This is a genomic window from Spongiactinospora rosea, from assembly GCF_003315795.1.
GTDB classification, from domain to species: Bacteria; Actinomycetota; Actinomycetes; order Streptosporangiales; family Streptosporangiaceae; genus Spongiactinospora; species Spongiactinospora rosea.
The window spans coordinates 179,535-199,846 of the sequence record NZ_QMEY01000004.1 but is presented as its reverse complement, the minus strand read 5'-3'; the positions used below and the strand labels follow the sequence as shown (position 1 = coordinate 199,846).

General features: G+C 70.5%; 19 protein-coding genes. 9 read left to right on the top strand and 10 right to left on the bottom strand.

Annotated elements, in window-relative coordinates:
• Positions 1 to 57: 57 nt before the first annotated feature.
• The 4 genes from DP939_RS12870 to DP939_RS12855 form a co-directional block, all read right to left on the bottom strand.
• Positions 58 to 897: an AraC family transcriptional regulator gene (locus tag DP939_RS12870; protein ID WP_199565127.1), complete on the bottom strand. Its 840-nt coding sequence runs from the start codon at positions 895 to 897 to the stop codon at positions 58 to 60.
• A gap of 181 nt (positions 898 to 1,078) precedes the next feature.
• A complete protein-coding gene (locus DP939_RS12865; protein ID WP_113980901.1) occupies positions 1,079 to 1,384 on the bottom strand; it encodes a hypothetical protein in 306 nt (101 codons plus the stop codon).
• A gap of 32 nt (positions 1,385 to 1,416) precedes the next feature.
• On the bottom strand, positions 1,417 to 1,746 hold the full coding sequence (locus DP939_RS12860) for a hypothetical protein (RefSeq protein WP_147267970.1): 330 nt from the start codon (positions 1,744 to 1,746) through the stop codon (positions 1,417 to 1,419).
• Positions 1,743 to 2,153: an ATP-binding protein gene (locus DP939_RS12855; protein ID WP_113980899.1), complete on the bottom strand. Its 411-nt coding sequence runs from the start codon at positions 2,151 to 2,153 to the stop codon at positions 1,743 to 1,745. Before DP939_RS12855 ends, DP939_RS12860 begins: the two co-directional genes overlap by 4 nt.
• Before the next feature lie 160 nt (positions 2,154 to 2,313).
• On the opposite strand from DP939_RS12855, the gene DP939_RS12850 reads away from it, so the two are divergent.
• The 3 genes from DP939_RS12850 (at position 2,314) to DP939_RS12840 (ending at position 4,894) form a co-directional block, all read left to right on the top strand.
• Positions 2,314 to 3,216, top strand: a complete 903-nt coding sequence (locus DP939_RS12850; RefSeq protein ID WP_318656281.1) for a helix-turn-helix domain-containing protein — start codon at positions 2,314 to 2,316, stop codon at positions 3,214 to 3,216.
• Positions 3,217 to 3,222: 6 nt separating this feature from the next.
• Positions 3,223 to 3,423 (top strand): DUF397 domain-containing protein, encoded by a 201-nt coding sequence (locus DP939_RS12845; protein WP_113980897.1) that lies wholly within the window; start codon positions 3,223 to 3,225, stop codon positions 3,421 to 3,423.
• A gap of 748 nt (positions 3,424 to 4,171) precedes the next feature.
• Positions 4,172 to 4,894, top strand: coding sequence for a sulfite exporter TauE/SafE family protein (locus DP939_RS12840; protein ID WP_225878215.1), 723 nt, complete (start codon positions 4,172 to 4,174; stop codon positions 4,892 to 4,894).
• Between the two features lie 80 nt (positions 4,895 to 4,974).
• On the opposite strand, the gene DP939_RS12835 is transcribed toward DP939_RS12840, so the two are convergent.
• Complete coding sequence (locus DP939_RS12835) at positions 4,975 to 5,838, bottom strand: neutral zinc metallopeptidase (protein WP_158578555.1); 864 nt, start codon at positions 5,836 to 5,838, stop codon at positions 4,975 to 4,977.
• Between the two features lie 135 nt (positions 5,839 to 5,973).
• On the opposite strand from DP939_RS12835, the gene dxs reads away from it, so the two are divergent.
• Both dxs and DP939_RS12825 read left to right on the top strand, forming a co-directional pair.
• The gene (gene dxs, locus DP939_RS12830) at positions 5,974 to 7,887 is read left to right on the top strand and encodes a 1-deoxy-D-xylulose-5-phosphate synthase (RefSeq protein WP_113980895.1); all 1,914 of its coding nucleotides are present in this window, start codon (positions 5,974 to 5,976) and stop codon (positions 7,885 to 7,887) included.
• Between the two features lie 116 nt (positions 7,888 to 8,003).
• Entirely contained in the window at positions 8,004 to 9,488 is a 1,485-nt protein-coding gene (locus tag DP939_RS12825) for an amino acid permease (protein WP_113981147.1), read from the top strand.
• Positions 9,489 to 9,492: 4 nt separating this feature from the next.
• Here the strand turns inward: DP939_RS12825 and DP939_RS12820 are convergent, their stop codons facing one another.
• Together DP939_RS12820 and DP939_RS12815 are read right to left on the bottom strand one after the other, a co-directional pair.
• A complete protein-coding gene (locus DP939_RS12820; RefSeq protein WP_225878214.1) occupies positions 9,493 to 11,586 on the bottom strand; it encodes a 3-hydroxyacyl-CoA dehydrogenase NAD-binding domain-containing protein in 2,094 nt (697 codons plus the stop codon).
• Positions 11,583 to 12,758, bottom strand: a complete 1,176-nt coding sequence (locus DP939_RS12815) for a thiolase family protein (RefSeq protein ID WP_404828586.1) — start codon at positions 12,756 to 12,758, stop codon at positions 11,583 to 11,585. The genes DP939_RS12820 and DP939_RS12815 overlap by 4 nt, the downstream gene beginning before the upstream one ends.
• Before the next feature lie 447 nt (positions 12,759 to 13,205).
• Here DP939_RS12815 and DP939_RS12810 point away from each other — a divergent pair, with 447 nt between their 5' ends.
• The 3 genes from DP939_RS12810 (at position 13,206) to DP939_RS12800 (ending at position 15,702) form a co-directional block, all read left to right on the top strand.
• Entirely contained in the window at positions 13,206 to 13,661 is a 456-nt protein-coding gene (locus DP939_RS12810; protein ID WP_113980893.1) for an XRE family transcriptional regulator, read from the top strand.
• Between the two features lie 93 nt (positions 13,662 to 13,754).
• The gene (locus DP939_RS46935; protein ID WP_199565126.1) at positions 13,755 to 14,474 is read left to right on the top strand and encodes a hypothetical protein; all 720 of its coding nucleotides are present in this window, start codon (positions 13,755 to 13,757) and stop codon (positions 14,472 to 14,474) included.
• Positions 14,475 to 14,487: 13 nt separating this feature from the next.
• The gene (locus DP939_RS12800) at positions 14,488 to 15,702 is read left to right on the top strand and encodes an MAB_1171c family putative transporter (RefSeq protein WP_113980892.1); all 1,215 of its coding nucleotides are present in this window, start codon (positions 14,488 to 14,490) and stop codon (positions 15,700 to 15,702) included.
• A gap of 76 nt (positions 15,703 to 15,778) precedes the next feature.
• On the opposite strand, the gene DP939_RS12795 is transcribed toward DP939_RS12800, so the two are convergent.
• Positions 15,779 to 17,020, bottom strand: coding sequence for a ribonuclease D (locus DP939_RS12795; protein ID WP_225878213.1), 1,242 nt, complete (start codon positions 17,018 to 17,020; stop codon positions 15,779 to 15,781).
• On the bottom strand, positions 17,017 to 17,613 hold the full coding sequence (locus tag DP939_RS12790; RefSeq protein WP_113980890.1) for a DUF3000 domain-containing protein: 597 nt from the start codon (positions 17,611 to 17,613) through the stop codon (positions 17,017 to 17,019). The genes DP939_RS12795 and DP939_RS12790 overlap by 4 nt, the downstream gene beginning before the upstream one ends.
• A 656-nt stretch (positions 17,614 to 18,269) precedes the next feature.
• Between DP939_RS12790 and hemE the strand changes: the two genes are divergently transcribed.
• Positions 18,270 to 19,301, top strand: a complete 1,032-nt coding sequence (gene hemE / locus DP939_RS12780; protein ID WP_225878212.1) for a uroporphyrinogen decarboxylase — start codon at positions 18,270 to 18,272, stop codon at positions 19,299 to 19,301.
• Here hemE and DP939_RS12775 read toward each other — a convergent pair.
• Positions 19,294 to 20,259 (bottom strand): DUF4349 domain-containing protein, encoded by a 966-nt coding sequence (locus DP939_RS12775; RefSeq protein WP_158578554.1) that lies wholly within the window; start codon positions 20,257 to 20,259, stop codon positions 19,294 to 19,296. The genes hemE and DP939_RS12775 overlap by 8 nt on opposite strands.
• Positions 20,260 to 20,312 lie beyond the last annotated feature (53 nt).

The following is a 20,312-nucleotide window of genomic DNA, read 5'->3' as shown; positions in this document are numbered from 1 at the left end:
CCTCTGTTTTGGGGTGCCCCAAAATAGCGTGTCGTGAGCTGTGGCTCTTGTAAGAAATCAATCGGCCGGCAGTGGCCAGCCGTCCAGCACGTGGCCGGGATGTTCGCGCAGGAACCGCCGCCGGACTTCGAGGTACCGGGTCGGCGTGAGCCCGGTGAACGCCTGGAACTCGTGGCCGAAGTGGGCCTGGTCGAAGTAGCCTGCGCCACTGGCGAGGTCGCCCCAGTCGACCGGTCCGGCGGGGTTGATCGCGAACACGGTGGCGGTGAAGCGGTAGGTGCGGGCCAGCCGCTTCGGGGTGACGCCGATGAGCTGCTTGAACCGCTGTGCCAGATGAGTGCCGCTGACACCGGCCGCCTGGCTCAGGTCGCCGATCGCCACCGCCCCGCCGGTCGCCGCGATGACAGTGCTCGTGTGGCGGACCAGCCCCAGGCCGGCGGTCTCACGCAGCCGTCGCATCAGTTCCTCTTCGAGCAGGGTCAGCATTTCGTGCGGTCCGTCCGCCGTGGCCAGCCGGTCTCGCAACTCGGCGATGGCGGGCCGCCCCCAGACCTGCTCTAGCGTCACCGGCCGGTCACACAGCTCGGCCACGGGCATCGGCAGGAACGGCGCCGGCCCCCACGGTTTGAAGTGCACGCCGACGGACCGGGTCCGGGGTGGGTAGCCGAACTCGAAGGCGCGGGTGGGCGTGGTGACCACGCAGCCGTCGGCGTACTCGGCCGTCTGGATGTCGGTGCCGGCGCGGATGCGGAACGGTGCCCCGAGGTTGACGATGAGCAGCGCCGACGGCATCGGCGGCAGCATCAGCCGGGCGTACGGCGGCGCGCCCTCCAGGTAGTAGAGGTCGTCGATCAGCTCGTCCAGCGGCGGTCGCGGCACTCTGGACACGTACTCCACGCTCCCAGTATCGCCGATGCCCCAGTCGGCAGGCCGGTGAGGTCCAGGCGCCGGTCGGTGCGCAGCCGGATCTCACCGTAGGGGGCCATGTCGGTGTGGACTCAAAGGGGTGTGTACCTGGCCGCATGAGTCCTATCGACACCCCGTCCTCCCTGGCAGGCGCCTCGTCCCGCTGGCCGACTCACATTCGGCAGAATCGATCGAAGTCCCCGGCGTACACACGGGTGAGGAAGGCCCGCCAGGAGTCCGGTGTGGTCACCACCCGCCCGGGACGTTCCGGATCGGCATCGCCCACCGTCAAGATGATCAACCCTCCGCGCGCCACCGGTACCAGGTGCCCGGCCCGTACCTCTCTGACGAACCCCGCGAACTCCAGCCGGGACACCAGTACCCCGGAACTGGTGCTGTCGGCCTTCTCCCGGAACCGCAGCCATCCAGCGCCAAGCCTGGACGGCTCCACCTCCAGGCCCGCTCCCATCACGTCCATGCCCCTCCCTCCCGCCTCGCGCGCGAGCGCGACTACAGATGGTCAAAGCGGCCGCCTCTGACCGCGTCCTCGAACTTCCGCCAGTGATCCCAGGTCGTCAGTACCGGCAGCCACACCCCCGGCACCGCGTCCCCGACCCGCACCGCGATCAGGTCCGTACCATCGACCGCCACCTCCGGCACGATCCCGCCCGACTTCACCCGCGCCAGAAACAGATCCCAGCGGGCCCGGCTCACCCACACCGCCGTCCCCACCGGCGAGGTGTCACCCACCAGCAGCCACCCGCCATCACCGGGCTCGGCCCACTCAACGGCGACCTCACCCTCCGACCACCAGCGACGCCCTTCATCGGTGCCGCTCACGCCGGCCACTTCAACTCCAGGTCGGCCCACACCGAACGACCCGCCGCGATCTCTTCCACACCCCACTTGGCCGCGTACTCGTCCACCAGGGCCAGCCCCCGGCCGTTCTCACCGTCGCCGTCCGCATCACGCATCCTCGGCACGCTCACTCTCGCGCCGTGGTCGGTCACGGTGACGTGCAGTACCGGGCCGGCCAGCTCGAAGGTGACCCACAGCCGTCCGTCCGGCACTTGCCCGGAATCGGAGTGCTGGACCGAGTTTCCGACGAGTTCGCTGACCACGAGTAGTACCGGGTAGGCGTCCCCGGCGTGTCCGTGGATGGAAAGCAGTGCCCGCGCGAACGCTCGTACCAGCGGTACCGACGTGTCCATTCCTGGCAGCGTCACCGCGCCGAGGAAGCGTGACATCAGCCCCTCCCCGGCGGCAGGTAAACGAGTACAGGCATGTTTGACCTCCCGGTCACCGTGGCGGGCGACCAGCCCGCCACTCGCGTTACCCACCGCCTATGATGGGCCTTGACAGTCCATCTCGCAATGTCAAACCTTGACTGTTCCATTAAGGGAGTGAATGTCCGCTCTCGCGCGATCATCCGGGTGTGGAACCGATAGCGTTGGGCCCGCCATGACCAGTGACAGACAGAGTCCAACGGTTCGCCGTCGTCGCCTGTCGGCCGAACTGCGCCGTCTTCGTGACCAGGCTCGGATGACCTCCACCGAGGTGGCTGAGAGCCTTGGATGGTCGCGTGGAAAGCTGAGTCGCATCGAGAACGCGCAGTGGCAGCGCCCCAACCCGCGCGACGTACAAGACCTCCTTGACCTTTACGGCGTCACGGACGATGTGCAGCGCGCCGCACTGATCCAACTCGCAAAGGACTCTCGACAGCGCGGCTGGTGGACCGCCTATAGGGACGTGCTCGCCGGCAGCTACGTGGATCTCGAAGCGGAGGCTTCGGTCATCCGGACCTATGAACCGCTCATCGTTCCCGGCCTGCTTCAGACTGCCGCCTATATCGAAACCGTCACGCGGACAGCTCTCCCGCGAGATCCAAGCGACATCTCGCGCAGGGTCGAATTGCGTTTGGAACGGCAGCGCCTACTTACAAAAGACGATCCACTGCGGTGCCATGCCATCATCGATGAGACAGCCCTGATTCGCCCTTTGGGATCGGTTGCCGCCCATCGTGACCAGTTGCAAGCGATCATTAACGCTGCGTCCCTCCCCAACGTCACTGTCCAGGTCATGCCGCTCAACGTCGGCATGCATCCGGGAGTCGCCGGGCCGTTCGTCCTCATGGAGTTTCCGGAGGATCCTCTCCTTGTCCACATCGAGACCGGTACCGATGGTCTCTACTTGGAGAAGAGCGAGGAAGTTGACCGGTATACCCTGGTTTTCAACCACCTTCGCGCTATGGCACTCATGCCCGATGCGTCGGTATCCTACCTATCTGAGATGGTCGACAGGCTGGGGTGAGGACCAATGGACGTCGTATGGCGTAAGAGTTCGCGAAGCGGAGGGATCACTGACAATTGTGTAGAGGTTGCCCATATCTCTGAGACGATCGCGGTCCGGGACTCTAAGGACCCTAACGGACCCAGGTTGGTTTTCTCTGCGAGCGAGTGGAGCACCTTCGTACGCGATCTAAAGGCTGGCAATCTCGATCCCGGCCGCTTGTCGTGACGCCACTCGTGGGGTAAGGCCGGGCCGGCTGTTTATTTACGGGCAGGAAGTGGCCTGCACTTACAGGCGATCTGCCCGTGAACGGTTTCTCCCCGCGCTAGTTGGTTACGCGCCATGCTCAGATGCCGCTGAGCCGACCCACTTCGTTGCATTATTCCAAGGTCGAGCGAGCCTCTGTTCCTTCTTTTGCCTTAACCTGATCGCGGCCGATGCGTGGCGCCGAATGGCGAACTTCGGCCTGGCTGTTCTGGGCGGCTCTCGACAACAGTGGATCTTGTGGGGTCGAGGCCAGGATTGCTCCCGAAGTGCCCGGTCCTGGGCCGAGGCCGGCGACGGTGGTCGTCGAGAGGTGGCTCGCCGTACGTCGGCCGGAGCCCGACATGGGGAGATCGTCCGAGCGGAGCGAGGTCGCTTGAGCGTGTGGCGTGCATCGATCTGCTGGGGGCGCAGGCGAGGGGGACAGCGACAAGCGGCGCGATGATCTGGAAAGTGCCTTGGTAGCCGGTGCTGGAACGGCGAGGTGCCATGCAGCATGTGAAAGGCCGGGATCGGGCCGTTCTTGAGCACGGTGGGGGGCGGGAGTGGGCTTGCCGTACGTCGGGCGGAGCCCGACATGGGGAAGAGCGTCCGAGCGGAGCGAGGTCGATTGGGGGGCGGTGGCCTGTTGAAGGGATCGTGCCTTTGGCGGGGTTCGGGGGCTTGAGGCCCCTTGGGGGCGGTGTGGGGGTGGCGTGATTGGATCGCCCGCATGGACCATGGGGCTTTGGTGCTGCTAATTGCTGCTTTAGCCGTATTTGTCGGGTCGCTTGTGCAGGGTGGAGTGGGGTTCGGGCTGGGGCTGGTGGCCGCGCCCGTGGTGACGATCATGGCGCCCGAAGTGGTTCCCGGGGCCTTGCATGTGGTGAACCTCACGCTGGCGCTGTTCACCGTGGCGTTGGAGTGGCGCAAAGTGGACTGGCGGGGCGTGGGCTGGGGGGTCGTCGGGCGGTTCCCCGGCAGTGCGGTGGGGGCGATCGTCGTCGGTTATCTGTCGGCGAGCACGCTGGGTCTGGCCGTCGGGGCGATGGTGCTGATCGCCGTGTTGCTCACCTGGCGGGCCGCAGAGGTGCCGCGCAACGCGGGCACGGTCGTGACGGCCGGCCTGGTGTCCGGTGTCGCCGGTACCGCGACCGGTATCGGCGGCCCGCCGATGGCGTTGGTCTTCCAGAGCGCCAGAGGCCCGCAGATCCGGGCGACGCTGGCCATGTTCTTCGCGCTCGGCGCGGCCCAGTCGTTGTTCTTCCTGTGGTGGGCGGGCGAGCTGACCTGGCACTCGCTGCGCTTCGGCGCGCTGCTGGTCCCGTGCATGGTCGCCGGTTTCCTGGCCTCCGGCCCGCTGCGCCGCTTCCTGGACCGGGGGCGGGTGCGGGCGGGCGTACTGGTACTGGCCGCGGTGTCCGCGCTCGCGCTGATCGTCCAGAGTCTCTTCTGACCGAACGTGAAACCGAACGTGAAAAGACGCACGGCCGCGCCGGAGGCGCGGCCGTGCGGTGGGTCGGTGGAACGTTCGGGTCAGGCGACGCGGCCCGAGGACGCGGCCCAGGTGTTGCAGCCGCCCGGACCGCCGGAGTCGAAGCCCCGCTGCGCCCAGTACGCCTGGCTGTAACCCTTGCCGTGGTCGTTCGTCGGCCAGGCCTTGTGGCCGTTCTTGCGGGTCCAGTCGTTCATGCTGCGCCACTCCATGGAGTTGACCGGCAGCGAGCTCTGCACACTGCGCAGGAACGCCGAGGCCAGGCAGTCGGCCTGCAGCTCGAAGCGCCGCGACAGCAGCAGCTTGGCGGACCCACGCGACCGGTTGTGCGTGGGGAAGTAGTAGTTCGGCCCGATCTTGCTGATCGTCTGCACGTGGTGGGCGTACTCGTGCGCCATGAACTGGGCCGAGCCCAGCTCGAACGCGTCACGGACGACCTTCCTGGTCACCCCGATGTACATGGTCTTGTTCGACGAGCAGTAGTAGCCGCCGGCCCCCGTCGGCCACCTTCCACACGGGCTGCTCACCTTGCCGGTGACGAAGCGCAGCCGCGGCTTGGCGTACGGCAGGCGCGCCTTGCGGAACTGGCGGGCCCACGAGTTGTTCAGGCAGGTGTTGATCTTGGTCATGAACCTGCGGTACGACGCCGCGCTGCCCGAGCGGATCTGGCCCGCAGAGCAGTTGGACACGCTGATGCGCCCGGTGCGGTAGAGCGGGTTGTGCGTGGCGGCGCGCTTGCCGTACGGCACCGCCGCGGCCGCCTGGGAGTGCTGCGCCTTACTGGCCTCCTTGACCGCGGCCGGCGCGGCGGGTGCCGTCGCCTGAGCGGTGCCCGTTCCGAAGAGCGCGAGCACCGTGGCCGCTGCGGCTAGGGTCGAGAGTTTCCTGATGGGGAGGGTGTTCATAATGATGCAGAGATTAGACCAATCCGTCGTATATCGGTGCAGTTTCGGCATCCTTTGAAGGATTCGGCTGAGGGGTCGGACAAGCGAACTAGACTCGTCCTATTGGCGGCGAGGGCGAACAGAGGGGATGGTTCCGTGGGCGAGCGGCCTGGACTCCTGAAGACCATCGAGGGGCCTGGCGACCTCAAGGAAGTGGAGGTGGCTGACCTGCCCCGGCTCGCCGAGGAGATCCGTGACCTTCTGATCAACTCGGTGGCCGAGTCGAAGGCCGGCGGTCACCTCGGCCCCAACCTCGGGGTGGTGGAGCTCACGATCGCGCTGCACCGGGTCTTCGACTCCCCGCACGACAAGGTGCTGTGGGACACCGGGCACCAGGCGTACGTCCACAAGATGCTCACCGGCCGCGCCGACGCCTTCGGCTCGCTGCGCCAGGAGGGCGGCCTCTCCGGCTACCCGAGCCAGGAGGAGTCCGAGCACGACCTGATCGAGAATTCGCACGCCTCCACCGCGCTGTCCTACGCCGACGGGCTGGCCAAGGCGTTCCGGCTGCGCGGCGAGGCCGAGCGCACGGTCGTGGCGGTGATCGGCGACGGCGCGCTCACCGGCGGCATGGCCTGGGAGGCGCTGAACAACATCGCCGCCGAGCGCGACCTGCCGCTGATCATCGTGGTCAACGACAACGGCCGGTCCTACTCGCCGACCATCGGCGGTCTGGCCAGGCACCTGGGCTCGCTGCGGATGACCCAGGGGTACGAGCACGCGCTGGAGTTCGTGAAGGACTCCCTGTCCAAGGTGCCGGTCCTGGGCTCGCCCTTCTATGAGACCCTGCACGGCGTCAAGAAGGGCCTGAAGGACATCCTGGCGCCGCAGGCGATGTTCGAGGACCTTGGGCTGAAGTACGTCGGGCCGATCGACGGCCACGACGAGCAGGCCGTGGAGACCGCGCTGCGCAAGGCACGCGGCTTCCGCGGTCCGGTCATCGTGCACGTGATCACCCACAAGGGGCACGGCTACAGCCCCGCGGAGAACCACGACGAGGACTGCTTCCACGCCCCGCAGCCGTTCGACCCGGCCACCGGCGAGGAGCGGCCCCGGGCGCGCGGCTGGACCGACGTGTTCAGCGAGGAGATCGTCCGCATCGGCGGCGAGCGCGCCGACGTCGTGGCGATCACCGCGGCCATGCTGCACCCGGTGGGCCTCGCCGCGTTCGCCGAGGCCTACCCCGACCGCATCCACGACGTGGGGATCGCCGAGCAGCACGCGCTGACCTCCGCGGCCGGGCTGGCCCTGGGCGGCCTGCACCCGGTGGTGGCCGTCTACTCCACCTTCCTCAACCGCGCCTTCGACCAGTTGCTGATGGACGTCGCGCTGCACCGGCTGCCGGTCACCGTGGTGCTCGACCGGGCCGGTGTCACCGGCGACGACGGGCCGAGCCACAACGGCATGTGGGACATGTCGATCCTCCAGGTCGTGCCGGGGCTGAGGTTGGCCGCGCCGCGCGACGGCGCGCGGCTGCGCGAGCTGCTGAGCGAGGCGGTCGAGGTGTCCGACGGCCCGACCGTGGTCCGTTATCCCAAGGGGCCGGTCGCCACCGACATCGAGGCGGTCGGCAAGCTCGGCGAGATGGACGTCCTGCGCGCCGCCGACCCCGACGTCCTGCTGGTGGCGGTCGGCTGCATGGCCGAGACCTGCCTTGCGGCCGCCCGGCTGCTCGACGCCCAGGGCATCTCCGCCACGGTCGTCGACCCCCGCTGGGTCATGCCGCTGGACGACGCGCTGCCGCTGGCCGCCGCCGCGCACAAGCTGGTCGCGGTGGTGGAGGACAACGGCCGGGTGGGCGCGGTCGGTGACGCGGTGGCCCGCGCGCTGCGCGACGCCGACGTCGATGTGCCGGTGCGCACGTACGGCGTCCCGCAGACCTTCCTCGCCCACGCCAAGCGCGCCAAGATCCTTTCCGAGGCCGGGCTGACCGCCCAGGGCCTGGCCCGTGAGATCACCGAGGCGGTGGCCAAGCGCAGCCCGGTGCTCGCCCCGCACACCACCCGATAGAGCAGCCCGCCGCCTTCGCCCGGTCCCCGATGGGCCGGGCGAAACGCGCCCTGCGCGAATGATGGCGGACTTGCGGGGAACAGACCCCTCGATCAGCGTTGATCTGGGGGTTCGTGATGAAAACGGCGCGCACGAAGACCGTTGAGGAGTCGATCCGCGACACCGAGGCGCCGGAACACCGGCTGCGAAAGCGGCTCAGCGCGCTCGATCTCACCGTCTTCGGTGTCGGCGTGATCGTCGGCACCGGCATCTTCGTGCTCACCGGACGGGTCGCCCGCGACAACGCGGGCCCGGCCGTGGCGCTGTCGTTCGTGGTGGCCGCGATCGTGTGCGGGCTGGCCGCGCTGTGCTACGCCGAGTTCGCCTCCACCGTGCCCGTGGCCGGATCGGCCTACACCTTCGCCTACGCGACCCTGGGCGAGTTCCCGGCCTGGGTGATCGGCTGGGACCTGGTGCTGGAGCTGGCGCTGGGCGCGGCGGTGGTGTCGGTCGGCTGGTCGGGCTACTTCGCCTCGCTGATGTCCACACTGGGCATCGGCCTGCCCCCGGCGCTCGCCGGGGAGGACGCCGTGATCAACATCCCGGCCATGGTCATCGTGCTGATCCTCACCGCGATCCTGGTCGCCGGGATCAAGGTCTCCGCGCGCACCAACCTGGCGCTGGTGATCCTCAAGGTGGCGGTCGTGCTGCTGGTCATCGTGGCCGGCCTGTTCTTCGTACGCGCCGCCAACTACACGCCGTTCATCCCGCCCGCCCGCGCCACCCCCGAGGTGTCGGGGCTCGGCGCGCCGCTCATCCAGGTGCTCTTCGGGGTCACCCCCACCGCGTACGGCGTGGCGGGCATCTTCTCGGCCGCCGCCATCGTCTTCTTCGCCTACATCGGGTTCGACATCGTCGCCACCGCCGCGGAGGAGACGAGGAACCCGCGGCGGGACATGCCGATCGGCATCATCGGCTCGCTGGTCGTCTGCACCACGCTGTACGTGGCGGTCTCACTGGTCGTGGTCGGCATGGTGCCCTACTCCCGGCTCAGCTCGGCCGCGCCGCTGGCCGACGCGTTCCGTGAGGTCGGCCAGCCCTGGCTGGCGACCGTGATCAGCATCGGCGCGATCGCCGGGCTGACCACGGTCGTACTGATCATGATGCTCGGGCAGAGCCGGGTGCTGTTCGTGATGAGCCGCGACAACCTGCTGCCCAAGGCCCTCGCCACGGTCCATCCCACATACGGCACGCCCGCCCGGGTGACGATCATCATCGGCACGGTCACCGCGCTGCTCGCCGGGTTCATCCCGCTGTCGGCGCTCGCCGAGCTGGTGAACATCGGCACGCTGTTCGCGTTCGTGGTGGTGTCCATCGCGGTGATCGTGCTCCGCCGTACCCGGCCCGACCTGCCCCGGGCCTTCCGTACGCCGCTGATGCCGCTGGTGCCGATCCTGGCCGTGCTGGCGTCCATCTACCTGATGGCCAACCTGCCGGTCGAGACCTGGCTGCGGTTCCTGATCTGGATGGCGATCGGGATCGTCGTCTACTTCGCGTACGGCAGGGGGCACAGCCGGATCGCGCGACGCCACCTGGGCGCGCAGGACGCGCCCAGGGGCTGAGCGCTCAGGCCGCGGGCATCGAGGCGACGCCCCTGGCCAGGAACCGCGGCTCGGCGTGGCCGGTGCGGTCCAGGTACGGGGTGATCCCGCCCAGGTGGAACGGCCAGCCCGCGCCGAGCACCATGCACAGGTCGATGTCCCTGGCGTCGGCGACCACGCCCTCGTCGAGCATGATCCGGATCTCCTCGGCCAGGGCGCGCAGCACCCGCTCGCGGACCTGCTCCGGCGTCGAGGGCGCGTCGCCACCGGCGAAGAGCGCGACGGCCTCCGGATCGAACGAAAGGTCCGGCCGGTAGACGCCGGGCTTGCCCGCCGCGACCAGGGCGGTCAGCCCGGCCGGTACCTCGAAGCGGCCGGGGAAGGCCGCGTGCAGCGTCTCGGCCACGTGCAGGCCGACCGCCGGGCCGACGAGCTGGAGCAGCGTGAACGGGGTCATCGGCAGGCCCAGGTCGTCCAACGCGTGGTCGGCCACCTCGATCGGGGTGCCCTCGTCCACGGCGGCGACCACCTCGCCCATGAACCGGGTCAGCAGCCGGTTGACCACGAACGCGGGCGTGTCCTTGACCAGCACGCAGTTCTTGCGCAGCCCCGCGCCGAGCGCGAACGCGGTGGCCAGGGTGGCGTCGTCGGTACGCTCGCCCCTGATCACCTCCACCAGCGGCAGCACCGCGACCGGGTTGAAGAAGTGGATGCCCACCACCCGCTCGGGGTGGCGCAGCCCGGCGGCCATCTCGCTCACCGACAGCGAGGAGGTGTTGGTGGCCAGCACGCACTCGTCGGTGACGACCGACTCGACCTCGGCGAGGACCTTCTGCTTGACGCCGAGATCCTCGAAGACCGCCTCGATCACCAGGTCGGCGTCGGCGAACGCGGCCTTGTCCAGCGAACCGGTGATCAGCCCGGTGAGCCGGTTGGCCTGGTCGGCGCTCACCCGGCCGCGCTCGCGCAGCTTGGCGATCTCGGCGTGCGCGTGGCCGACGCCCTTGTCCAGGCGCTCGGCGTCCAGGTCGGTGAGCACCACCGGGACCTCCAGCCGCCGGGCGAACAGCAGCGCGAGCTGGGCGGCCATCAGCCCGGCCCCGACGACGCCGACCTTGCCGATCTTCCTGGCCAGCGACTTGTCGGGGGCGCCCGCGGGCCGCTTGGCCCGGTGCTGGACCAGGTCGAAGGCGTACAGCCCGGCGCGCAGCTCCTCGCCGGTCAGCAGGTCGGTCAGCGCGGCGTCCTCGGCGGCGAAGCCCTCGTCGCGGCCGGCCGTACGGGCCAGCTCGATCAGGTCCAGCGCCCGGTAGGGAGCCGGGGCCGCGCCCCGCACCTTCAGCGCCACCAGGTCGCGCGCCCGCCGCAGGGCCGGTTCCCAGTCGGCGGAGGTGTGATCGGTACGCGGCGGGACGACCTCGCCGCGCAGCACGCGGGCCGCCCAGCGCAGCGACTCCTCAAGGAAGTCGGCGGGCTCCAGCAGCGCGTCGGCGATGCCCAGTGCGGCGGCCTCCGGCCCCTTGATCATCCGGTTCTGGGCGAGCGGGTTCTCGATGATCAGCTTCACCGCGGTGTCCGGGCCGGTCAGCCGGGGGAGGAGCTGTGAGCCGCCCCAGCCGGGCACCAGGCCGAGGAAGCACTCAGGCAGCGCGATCGCGGTGACCCCGGAGGAGACCGTCCGGTACGTGCAGTGCAGCGCGATCTCCAGGCCGCCGCCGAGCGCCGCGCCGTTGACGAACGCGAACGACGGCACGTCCAGCTCGCCCAGCCGGCGCATCACGTGGTGGCCGAGCGCGGCGATGGCCCCGGCCTCCTCGCGGGTCGAAAGGGTGGTGGCGCCCTTCAGGTCGGCGCCCGCCGCGAAGATGAACGGCTTGCCGGTCACGCCGACCGCGGCGATGTCGGTCCGGGCGGCGATGCCGTCCAGGGCCCCGTTGAGCGCCAGCAGGCCCTGCGCGCCGAGGGTGCTGGGCCTGGTGTGGTCGAAGCCGTTGTCCAGCGTGATCAGGGCCATGGTGCCCGCGCCGTACGGCAGCGCCACGTCGCGCACCAGCGCCTGGGTGACGATCTCGTCGGTGGTCCGCGCGAGCAGCACGGACCGCCAGGTGGACAGGCTCACTTGGCCTCCTCGTTCAGGTTCTCCCAGATCACCGTTCCGCCCATGCCCAGGCCGACGCACATGGTGGTCATGCCGTACCTGATGTCGGGCCGCTCGGCGAACCGCCGGGCGAGCTGGATCATCAGCCGCACGCCCGAGGCCGCCAGCGGGTGGCCGTAGGCGATGGCCCCGCCGTAGGGGTTGACGCGCGGGTCGTCGTCGGCGATCCCGTAGTGGTCGAGGAACGCCAGGACCTGCACGGCGAACGCCTCGTTGATCTCGAACAGGCCGATGTCGCCGATGGACAGATCGGCCAGCCGCAGCGCCCGCTCGGTGGCCGGGATCGGGCCGATCCCCATCACCTCGGGGTCCACCCCGGCGAACGCGTAGGAGACCAGCCGCATCCTGGCCGGGAGGCCGAGTTCGGCGGCGGTGTCGGCGGCGGCGACCAGGCAGCCGGTGGCGCCGTCGTTGATGCCGGAGGAGTTGCCCGCGGTGACCCGCCCGTGCGGGCGGAACGGCGTCTTCAGCGTGCCCAGCTTGTCCAGCGTGGTGCCGGGGCGGGGCGCCTCGTCCGCGGTGGCCAGCCCCCAGCCGCGCTCGGCCGACCGGGTGGCCATCTCGACGAGGTCGGGCTGGATCTTCTCGTCCGCGTACGCCTTGGCGGCCTTGTCCTGGGAGGCGACCGCATAGGCGTCGGCGCGCTGCCTGGTGATCGCGGGGTAGCGGTCGTGCAGGTTCTCCGCGGTCATGCCCATCACCAGTGCGGAGGGGTCCACCAGACGCTCGGACAGGAAGCGCGGGTTGGGATCGACGCCGTCGCCCATCGGGTGCCTGCCCATGTGCTCCACGCCTCCGGCGACCGCGACGTCGTAGGCGCCGAACGCGATGCCGCCCGCGACGGTGGTGACGGCCGTCATCGCGCCCGCGCACATCCGGTCGATCGCGTACCCCGGCACGCTCTTCGGCAGCCCGGCCAGCACGGCGGCGGACCGGCCGATGGTCAGGCCCTGGTCGCCGGTCTGCGTGGTGGCCGCGATGGCGACCTCGTCCACGCGCTCGGGCGGCAGGCCGGGGTTGCGGCGCAGCAACTCGCGGATCACCCGGACGACCAGGTCGTCCGCGCGGGTCTCGGCGTACAGGCCGTTGGGCCCTGACTTGCCGAACGGCGTGCGCACGCCGTCGACGAACACGACGTCACGAGTGGATGGCACGGGCTCGCTCCTTGCGGCTGGTTGGCTACGCCTCCATGCTACTCATGAGTAACAAGCCTGGCACGCGCGGCACGCGGGCGCCCCCGGACGGGATGCCGCTTCCCGCCCGGGGGCGGCTCTTGCCCCCCGCGTCGCGTACGGGGTGCGCATGTGGCGATGGCCGGGGTCCAGGAAACGGGCCTCCAGAGGGACGGGATGCTTTCGATCGCCTTCGTGGAAATCCCCGCGAAAAGAAGCAGGGGCTGCTCGGGCGCGCTCTGGAACGGTCTATCGGCCTCAGCCGGCGGATATGCGTTGAACATAAACCGGCGCCCACACCTCGTCAACTGTGGAAAACAAAGTTTCCTAAACTCCTCTACGCCAGTTGATGCGTGTAGACTGCCTCCATGTGCAGCACACCGAGGTCAGCCCACCCGGGGGTGTGAGGTGCCGGACACGCCGCGGCAGGCGGGGAAGAGCCTTGCCGCAAAGCTGGACCACCTGTTTCGCACCGTGCGACCGAAAGGCGGCGGTGAATACTCCTTTGAAGAGGTCTCCGACACGCTGAAGGCGCGCGGCGGCCCCACGATCTCCGGCACCTACATCTGGCAGCTCCGCAAGGGCCTGCGGGACAACCCCACCATGCGCCACCTGGAGGCGCTGGCCGGCTTCTTCGGCGTGCCGCCCGCCTACTTCTTCGACGACGCGGCGGCCGAGCGCATCGACGCCGAACTCGCGCTGCTCACCGCACTGCGCGATTCTTCGATCCGGCAGATCGCGCTGCGCGCGTCCGGCCTTTCCACAAAGAGCCTGGACGCCATCACCGAGATGCTGGAACGCGTCCGCGAACTGGAAGGATTGGGCGAGACCGGCGAACAAACCGATCGCGCGCGCCCTGAATAAACGGGCAGACCCTTGAAAGCGGGCTGGACACCCGCGCTAGTATCTGCTCAGGCGGACCTACGGGGGGGCCGCTCAATTCGGGACGGGGACGCTATGCCGCGCGACCTCGCAATAACTGTCCACGCACTCGCACGCTGTTTTCGCTGGATTCGCTCCGCGATCGGCCGCGTTCGCCTCCGCCGGACCGCGCCGGACGGGCCGCCGTACTCCTCCCGGCACGGACCGCACGGCGGGGCGCCGCCCCCTGACCCGGGCCACGGCGACGGTGATCGGCCCCGCAGGGCGGGACGGGCGTCGCTGAAACGCCTCCGGCTGCGCTGCGAGGCCCGGCTGGACGTCCTCACCCTCCCCACGCCCTTCGACGTGCGCGCCCTGTGCGCCACGCTGGCCGAGGAGCGGGGCCGCCCGATCCACCTGCTGCCGATGACCGGCAACCCCGGGTTGCAGGGACTGTGGGTGGCGACGGAGTCGGCCGACGTGATCTTCTACGAGGACGCGACCACGCCGCCGCACCAAGAGCACATCATCCTGCACGAGCTGAGCCACCTGCTGTGCGATCACTACCGGGCCGCGGACCCCGCGGCGGAGCTGGCCCGGGCGCTGCTGCCCGACCTCGACCCCGGCATGGTGATCCGGATGCTCGGCCGCACCTCCTACACGGCCTTCGAGGAACAGGAGGCGGAGCTGCTGGCCACGCTCATCCAGCAGCGCGCCCGCCGGCCCCGCCGGGGCGTCCGCCCCGGCTCGCTGGCCCGTCGTCTCATGACCGCGCTGGACTGGTCGCCGGGCGGCCCCCCCGCCCGGCCCTTTTGAACGGGGGAACCGGATGCCGGAGTGGGTCCGCATGTACGGGCCGTCGGCCGTCGCATGGCTCCTGCTCCTGCTCGCCCCGCACGGCCGCCGCCGCCAGGCCGATCCGTCGCGGCGCATGGTCGGGCTGGTGCTGAGCGGCCTGGCCGTCTCCACCACCGTCAACACGCCGCTCGTCTACGGCCTGATCGGCGACCTGACCGGCATCCCCAACGTCGCCAGGCTGCTCGGGCACGCCGGGATGCTGGGCGTGGCCTGGGCGGGCCACGCGTTCTTCCACCTCATGGACGACCCCGGCAGGAACCCCCGTCCGGGCATCGTGCGCTACGCCTGCTACCTGGTCGCCGCCCTGGTGGCCATGGCGGTGCTGTTCGCCGCCGCCCCCACCCCCGTCGATGACGTGCGCTTCGCGGCCAGGTACGGCGCGAGCCCGTGGGTCCTCGAATACTGGCTCGTCTACGGGGCGGCCATCGTGCCCGCCCTGCTCGGCGTGACCCGCGAGGCGCTGCGCTGCGCCCGCCTGGCCGCCACGGCGACCCTGCGGGCCGGGCTGCGCCTGGTGGTCGCCGGGGCCGCCATCGCCACGCTGTACCAGCTCCACAAGACGCTCTACTTCGCCGCGCGGCGGCTGGAGTTCGCCTATCCGCCGGTGCCTCTGAACCTGGACGCGCTGCTCCCGCCGCTCTCGCTGCTCCTGCTGGTGATCGGCACCACCATGCCCGGCTGGGGGCCGCGGCTGAAGGTCCCCGAGATGCTGGAGTGGTCCGGCCGGTACCTGGCCTACCGCCGGCTGCGCCCGCTGTGGCTGGCGCTCTACCGCGCGGTACCGGAGATCGCGCTCGTCCCCCCGGCGGCGGCGCTCTCCGAGTTGTCCCCGGTGGACCTGCGGCTGCGGCTCTACCGGCGGGTGATCGAGATCAGGGACGCCCGGCTGGCGCTGCTGCCGTACTTCGACCCGGACGTCGCGGCGGCGGCCCGCAAGCTGGCCGGGCGCAAGGGCATGACCGGCCGGGACGTGGAGGTCCTGGCCGAGGCGGCGATGCTCGCCGCCGCGATGCAGGACAAGGAACGCGGGCGGCGGCCCCGCCTCCCCGCCGACGCGCCCGCGGTGCCGGGCGGCGGCGACCTGGAGAGCGACACCGACTTCCTGGACGATGTCGCCCGCGCGTATCGCGCGCACCGCAGAAAGCTCACCCGGCTGTGCGCGGCGAATCACGAGGCCAGGGTGTGAATCAATAACTTGTCCTGTCAGCAGCCAGTAAATAGCGAAAAAATGCTCTAAAGCATCATATTTCCGCGCAAACCGGTCAGACTTCTCCCTTGGTCTCCAACCTGGTTAACGCCTTGGCCATCGGGTGCGCGGTCAGCCGGATCTGCCAGGAACGGGCGCCGAGCCCGCGCAGCCGGTCCGCGATCGACTCGTCATCGATCACCTCCGGCGGCTCCCAGGTCAACCGGCGCACCGCGTCGGGCTGCAGCAGGTTCTCCGTCGGCATGCGATGCTCGTCGGCCAGCGCCGCGACCACCGCGCGCGCCGCGGCGAGCCGCCGGGCGGCGGCCGGGTCGCGGTCGGCCCAGCGGTTGGCGGGCGGCGGGCCGTCGCCCGGCGTGCTCGGCTGTGGGAGCTGCGTCTCCGGCAGCCCGCGGGCCCTGCCGATCGCGGCCAGCCACTCGCGCAGGTGCCGCCGGGCGCTGCGGCCGGTGAACGGCGCGATCTCGGTGAGCCCCTTGGTCGTGCGCGGGATCTCCAGGGCGGCGGTCACGATGGCCGAGTCGGGCAGCACCCGCCCGGGTGCGAGGTCGGCCTCCCTGGCCAGCCGGTCGCGGAGGGTCCACAGCTCGCGTACGACGGCGAGGCCGCGCAGCGAGCGGACCTTGTGGATGCCCGACGTACGTCGCCACGGGTCGGCCCTCGGCACCGGCAGCGGGGTGGCGAGCACCGCGGAGAACTCCTCCTCGGCCCACTCCAGCTTGCCCGCCTCGGCCAGCTCGCCGCGCAGCGCGTCGCGCAGCTCCACCAGCACCTCGACGTCGAGCGCCGCGTAGCGCAGCCAGTCTTCCGGCAGCGGCCGGGTGGACCAGTCGGCCGCGGAGTGGCCCTTCTCCAGGCGCAGCCCGAGCACGGTCTCCACCATGGTGCCGAGCCCGACCCGCTCATAGCCGAGCAGCCGGCCGGCCAGCTCGGTGTCGAACAGCAGCCGGGGGCGCAGCCCCAGCTCGGCCAGGCAGGGGAGGTCCTGGGAGGCGGCGTGCAGCACGATCTCGGCGTCGGCCAGCGCCGTGTCGAGCGCGGTCAGGTCGGGGCAGCAGACCGGGTCGATGAGCACGGTGCCCGCGCCCGCCCGGCGCAACTGGACCAGGTAGGCCCTGCCGCTGTAGCGGTAGCCCGAGGCGCGCTCCGCGTCGACCGCCACCGGTCCGTGTCCCGCGGCGAACGCCGCCACCGCCGCGGCCAGCTCGCCGGAGGCGTCGATCACCGCGGGGATGCCCTCGCGCGGTTCCAGTAGCGGTACGGCCTCCCGCTCCGGAATGGTCTTCTCGTCGGTCACTTCCTGAAGGACTCCGGATCTTCGCGGCGGCGCGGCGACAGGGACGCCACGTCGGGTGGTAGCGGAGGCATACCCGCCGCGAGGCACATCAGATCGCACCATGCGGCGACATGGCCGGAAAGGTCGTCGTCCCTGGGCGACCAGGAGGCGCGAAGTTCCAGCTCGGTGGTGACGGGGTCGTCCGCCTTGTTGCCGAACCCCTCCGACACGGCCCGGGTCACCGTGCCGCCGGCCTCGGCGTAACCGGCCTGGTGGGCCTCAAGGGCGTCGGTCAGCCAGCTCCAGGCCACCGGCCCGAGCAGCGGGTCGGAGGTGATCTCCGGCTCCATGTCCGCCCGGACGTAGGCCACCAGCCGGAACGGGCCGTCCCAGCCGCGCTGTTGTTCAGGGTCGTAGAGCAGGATCAGCCTGCCGATGGCCAGCTCGTCGCCGTCGCGGTAGACCGACGCGCCGATCGCGGCGGAGTAGGGGGCCAGCCGCTGCGGCGCCGGGATGTCCTCCAGCTCGATCTCCGGTCTGACCTCCGTGCCGCGCAGACTCTCCACCGCGCGCCGGAAGGCGGCGGGAGCGTCGGGCGTGTCACCGATGGTCATAGTCGAAGAGTAGGTCGAAGTCAGGCGCATGGGGACCACGGGGGTAGATGTAGGAGCCATGGGAATCGATCAAGCCGCTACCGGGATCCGCCGCTCGCGGGCCGTAGCCGCGGGGAGCGGGCCGCCGATGAACAGCGCGTGCCCGCACCGGACGCAGGCCCACTCCGGGCACTCGCCGGGATCATGCCCGTCGGGGCATGGCGGCTGCTCGAAGACCCGCTCTTCGGCACACGAGGCACAGCGCTCAGTGCGGCGCTCGGGGGAACTCCACATCGCGGTCATCTCACGGGCCTTTCGTCGGGTCGTGCTCCGAACGTTGGCACGCCCGACCGACAATTCCGCGCAACGCACTCGGCGTGTCCCGAAAGTGGTACCCGAATCGATGCCGCGCGGTGACTTGACGAACATTTGAACCAGCCGATAGCTCGTCACGGCTCTCCCATAACGCGCACTGTACCCTTCATGCGGCGTTCAAGCCGCATTCAATGGCCGCCGGGCGCTCGTGGCGCGGCGGCCCGCCGCCCGGACGCGCCTGGTGAGGGTGGCATGTGACGGCCGGCACAAAAGACCGGCTTGGCCGCGCCATGCCGCATTCCCCCTCATCGCGCCGCCGCGTCCGTGCGCGGACCGCGGGTGCCGCATGGCACCCTGTGAGGGTGAATCCAGCCGAGTCCCCGTTCGTCCGCGCCTGCCGGCGCCTGCCCGTCCCGCACACCCCGGTGTGGTACATGCGCCAGGCGGGCCGCTCGCTGCCGGAGTACCGCGCGCTGCGCGAGGGCGTGCCGATGCTCACCGCCTGCGCCACGCCCGACCTGATCGTGGAGATCACGATGCAGCCGGTGCGCCGCCACGGCGTGGACGCGGCGATCTTCTTCAGCGACATCGTGGTGCCGCTCAAGGCCATCGGCGTGGACCTGGACATCAAGCCGGGCGTCGGCCCGGTGGTGGCCGACCCCATCAGGTCGACGGACGCGCTCGGCGCGCTGCGCCCCATCGAGCCCGACGACGTGCCCTACGTCGGCGAGGCCGTGCGCGGGCTGGTCAAGGAGCTGGGGCCGGTGCCGCTGATCGGCTTCGCCGGGGCGCCGTTCACGCTCGCGTCCTACCTGATCGAGGGCGGGCCGTCCAAGAACCACGACCACACCAAGGCCATGATGTACGGCGAGCCCGCGCTCTGGCACGACCTGATGGACCGCCTCACCGACATCACCATCGGCTACCTGCGCATCCAGGCCGAGGCCGGGGCCTCGGCCCTGCAGCTGTTCGACTCCTGGGTGGGGGCCGTGGCCCCCGACGACTACCGGGCGTTCGTGCTGCCGCACACCAGCCGGATCTTCGCCGCGCTGGCCGACCTCGACGTGCCGCGCATCCACTTCGGCGTCGGCACCGGCGAGCTGCTGGGCCTGCTCGGCGAGGCCGGGGCCGATGTGGTGGGGGTCGACTGGCGGGTGCCGCTCGACCGGGCCGCCGAGCGGATCGGCCCGGGACGCGCGGTGCAGGGCAACCTCGACCCCGCGGTGCTGCTCGCCCCGTGGGAGGTCATCGAGTCGCGGGCCCGCGACGCGCTGGAGCGCGGCCGCGCGGCCGAGGGCCACGTGTTCAACCTCGGGCACGGGGTGCTGCCCTCGACCGATCCCGGCGCGCTCACCCGGCTCACCGAGTTCGTCCACGCCTTCCCGGTCAGCTGACCGCCGGTTCGCCCGTCTCGGCGGCCGGGGGCGGGGTGCGCCGCCTGCGGCCCCGCCGCACGAGGTACACCAGACCGGCCGTCAGCGGGACGATCAGGATCAGCCACGGCACCAGCACGCCCACCACGGTCAGCACGACCTTCGCGAAGTCCACCAGCCCGTGCCAGCCCGAACGCAGCCCGGCGGCGAACCCGCTGGAGTCGTCGGTCCGCTTCGGCGCGGCGGAGGGCCCGAACAGATTCAGCGTGATGGTGCCCATGCCGGTCCGCTCGGCCAGTGACTTCTGCCTGGCCTGCAACGACTCCAGGTCGGCCTCGCGCTCGTTGATCTCCCGTTCGACCTGGAGGACCTCACCGATGGTGTCGGCCCGCTTGAGCAGCGCGCGCAGCGACTCAAGGGCCGACTTCGAGGACTTCAGCCGGCTCTCGACGTCGGCGACCTCCTCGGTGACGTCCTCGGTGCCCTGCCGCAGTGATTCGCGGTCGCCGAGCTCCTTGCCGAGCCGGGCGAGCACCCCGGGGTAGGCCGGGGGCGGCACCTTGAACTCCAGCCGGGCCGACGCGTCGCGCTTGCCGAAGGAGTCGCTCTCCTCCTTGGACAGATGGCCCTGCGCGGCGGTGACGATCTGCTTGGCCTTCTCGCTCGCCGCGGGCACGTCCTTGACCTTGACGCCCATCTCCGAGACGTAGATGATCGCCCGCTCGTCCTTGACCAGCTCGATCGCGGCCGAGGTGTCGCGTCCGGACATCTTTGCCCTGGCGGACTGCGGCTGCTTGACCTGCGCGTCCGATTCGGTCTTGTTGTACCGGCCCTCCTCGGTGAGGCCGATGGCGGGGGCCTCGGCGCGATCGGAGGTGCTCTGCGCGGTGCCGCCGCCACTGCCGCCGCACGCGGTGCCGAGCAGCAGGAGGGCCGCCAAGGGCACGCTCAGTCGCAGGCCGTGCTGAATTCTGCTCATGGTCTCATTCACGGCCGCGGCCATCGCGCGGTTTAACCGAGGGCGTCACGATG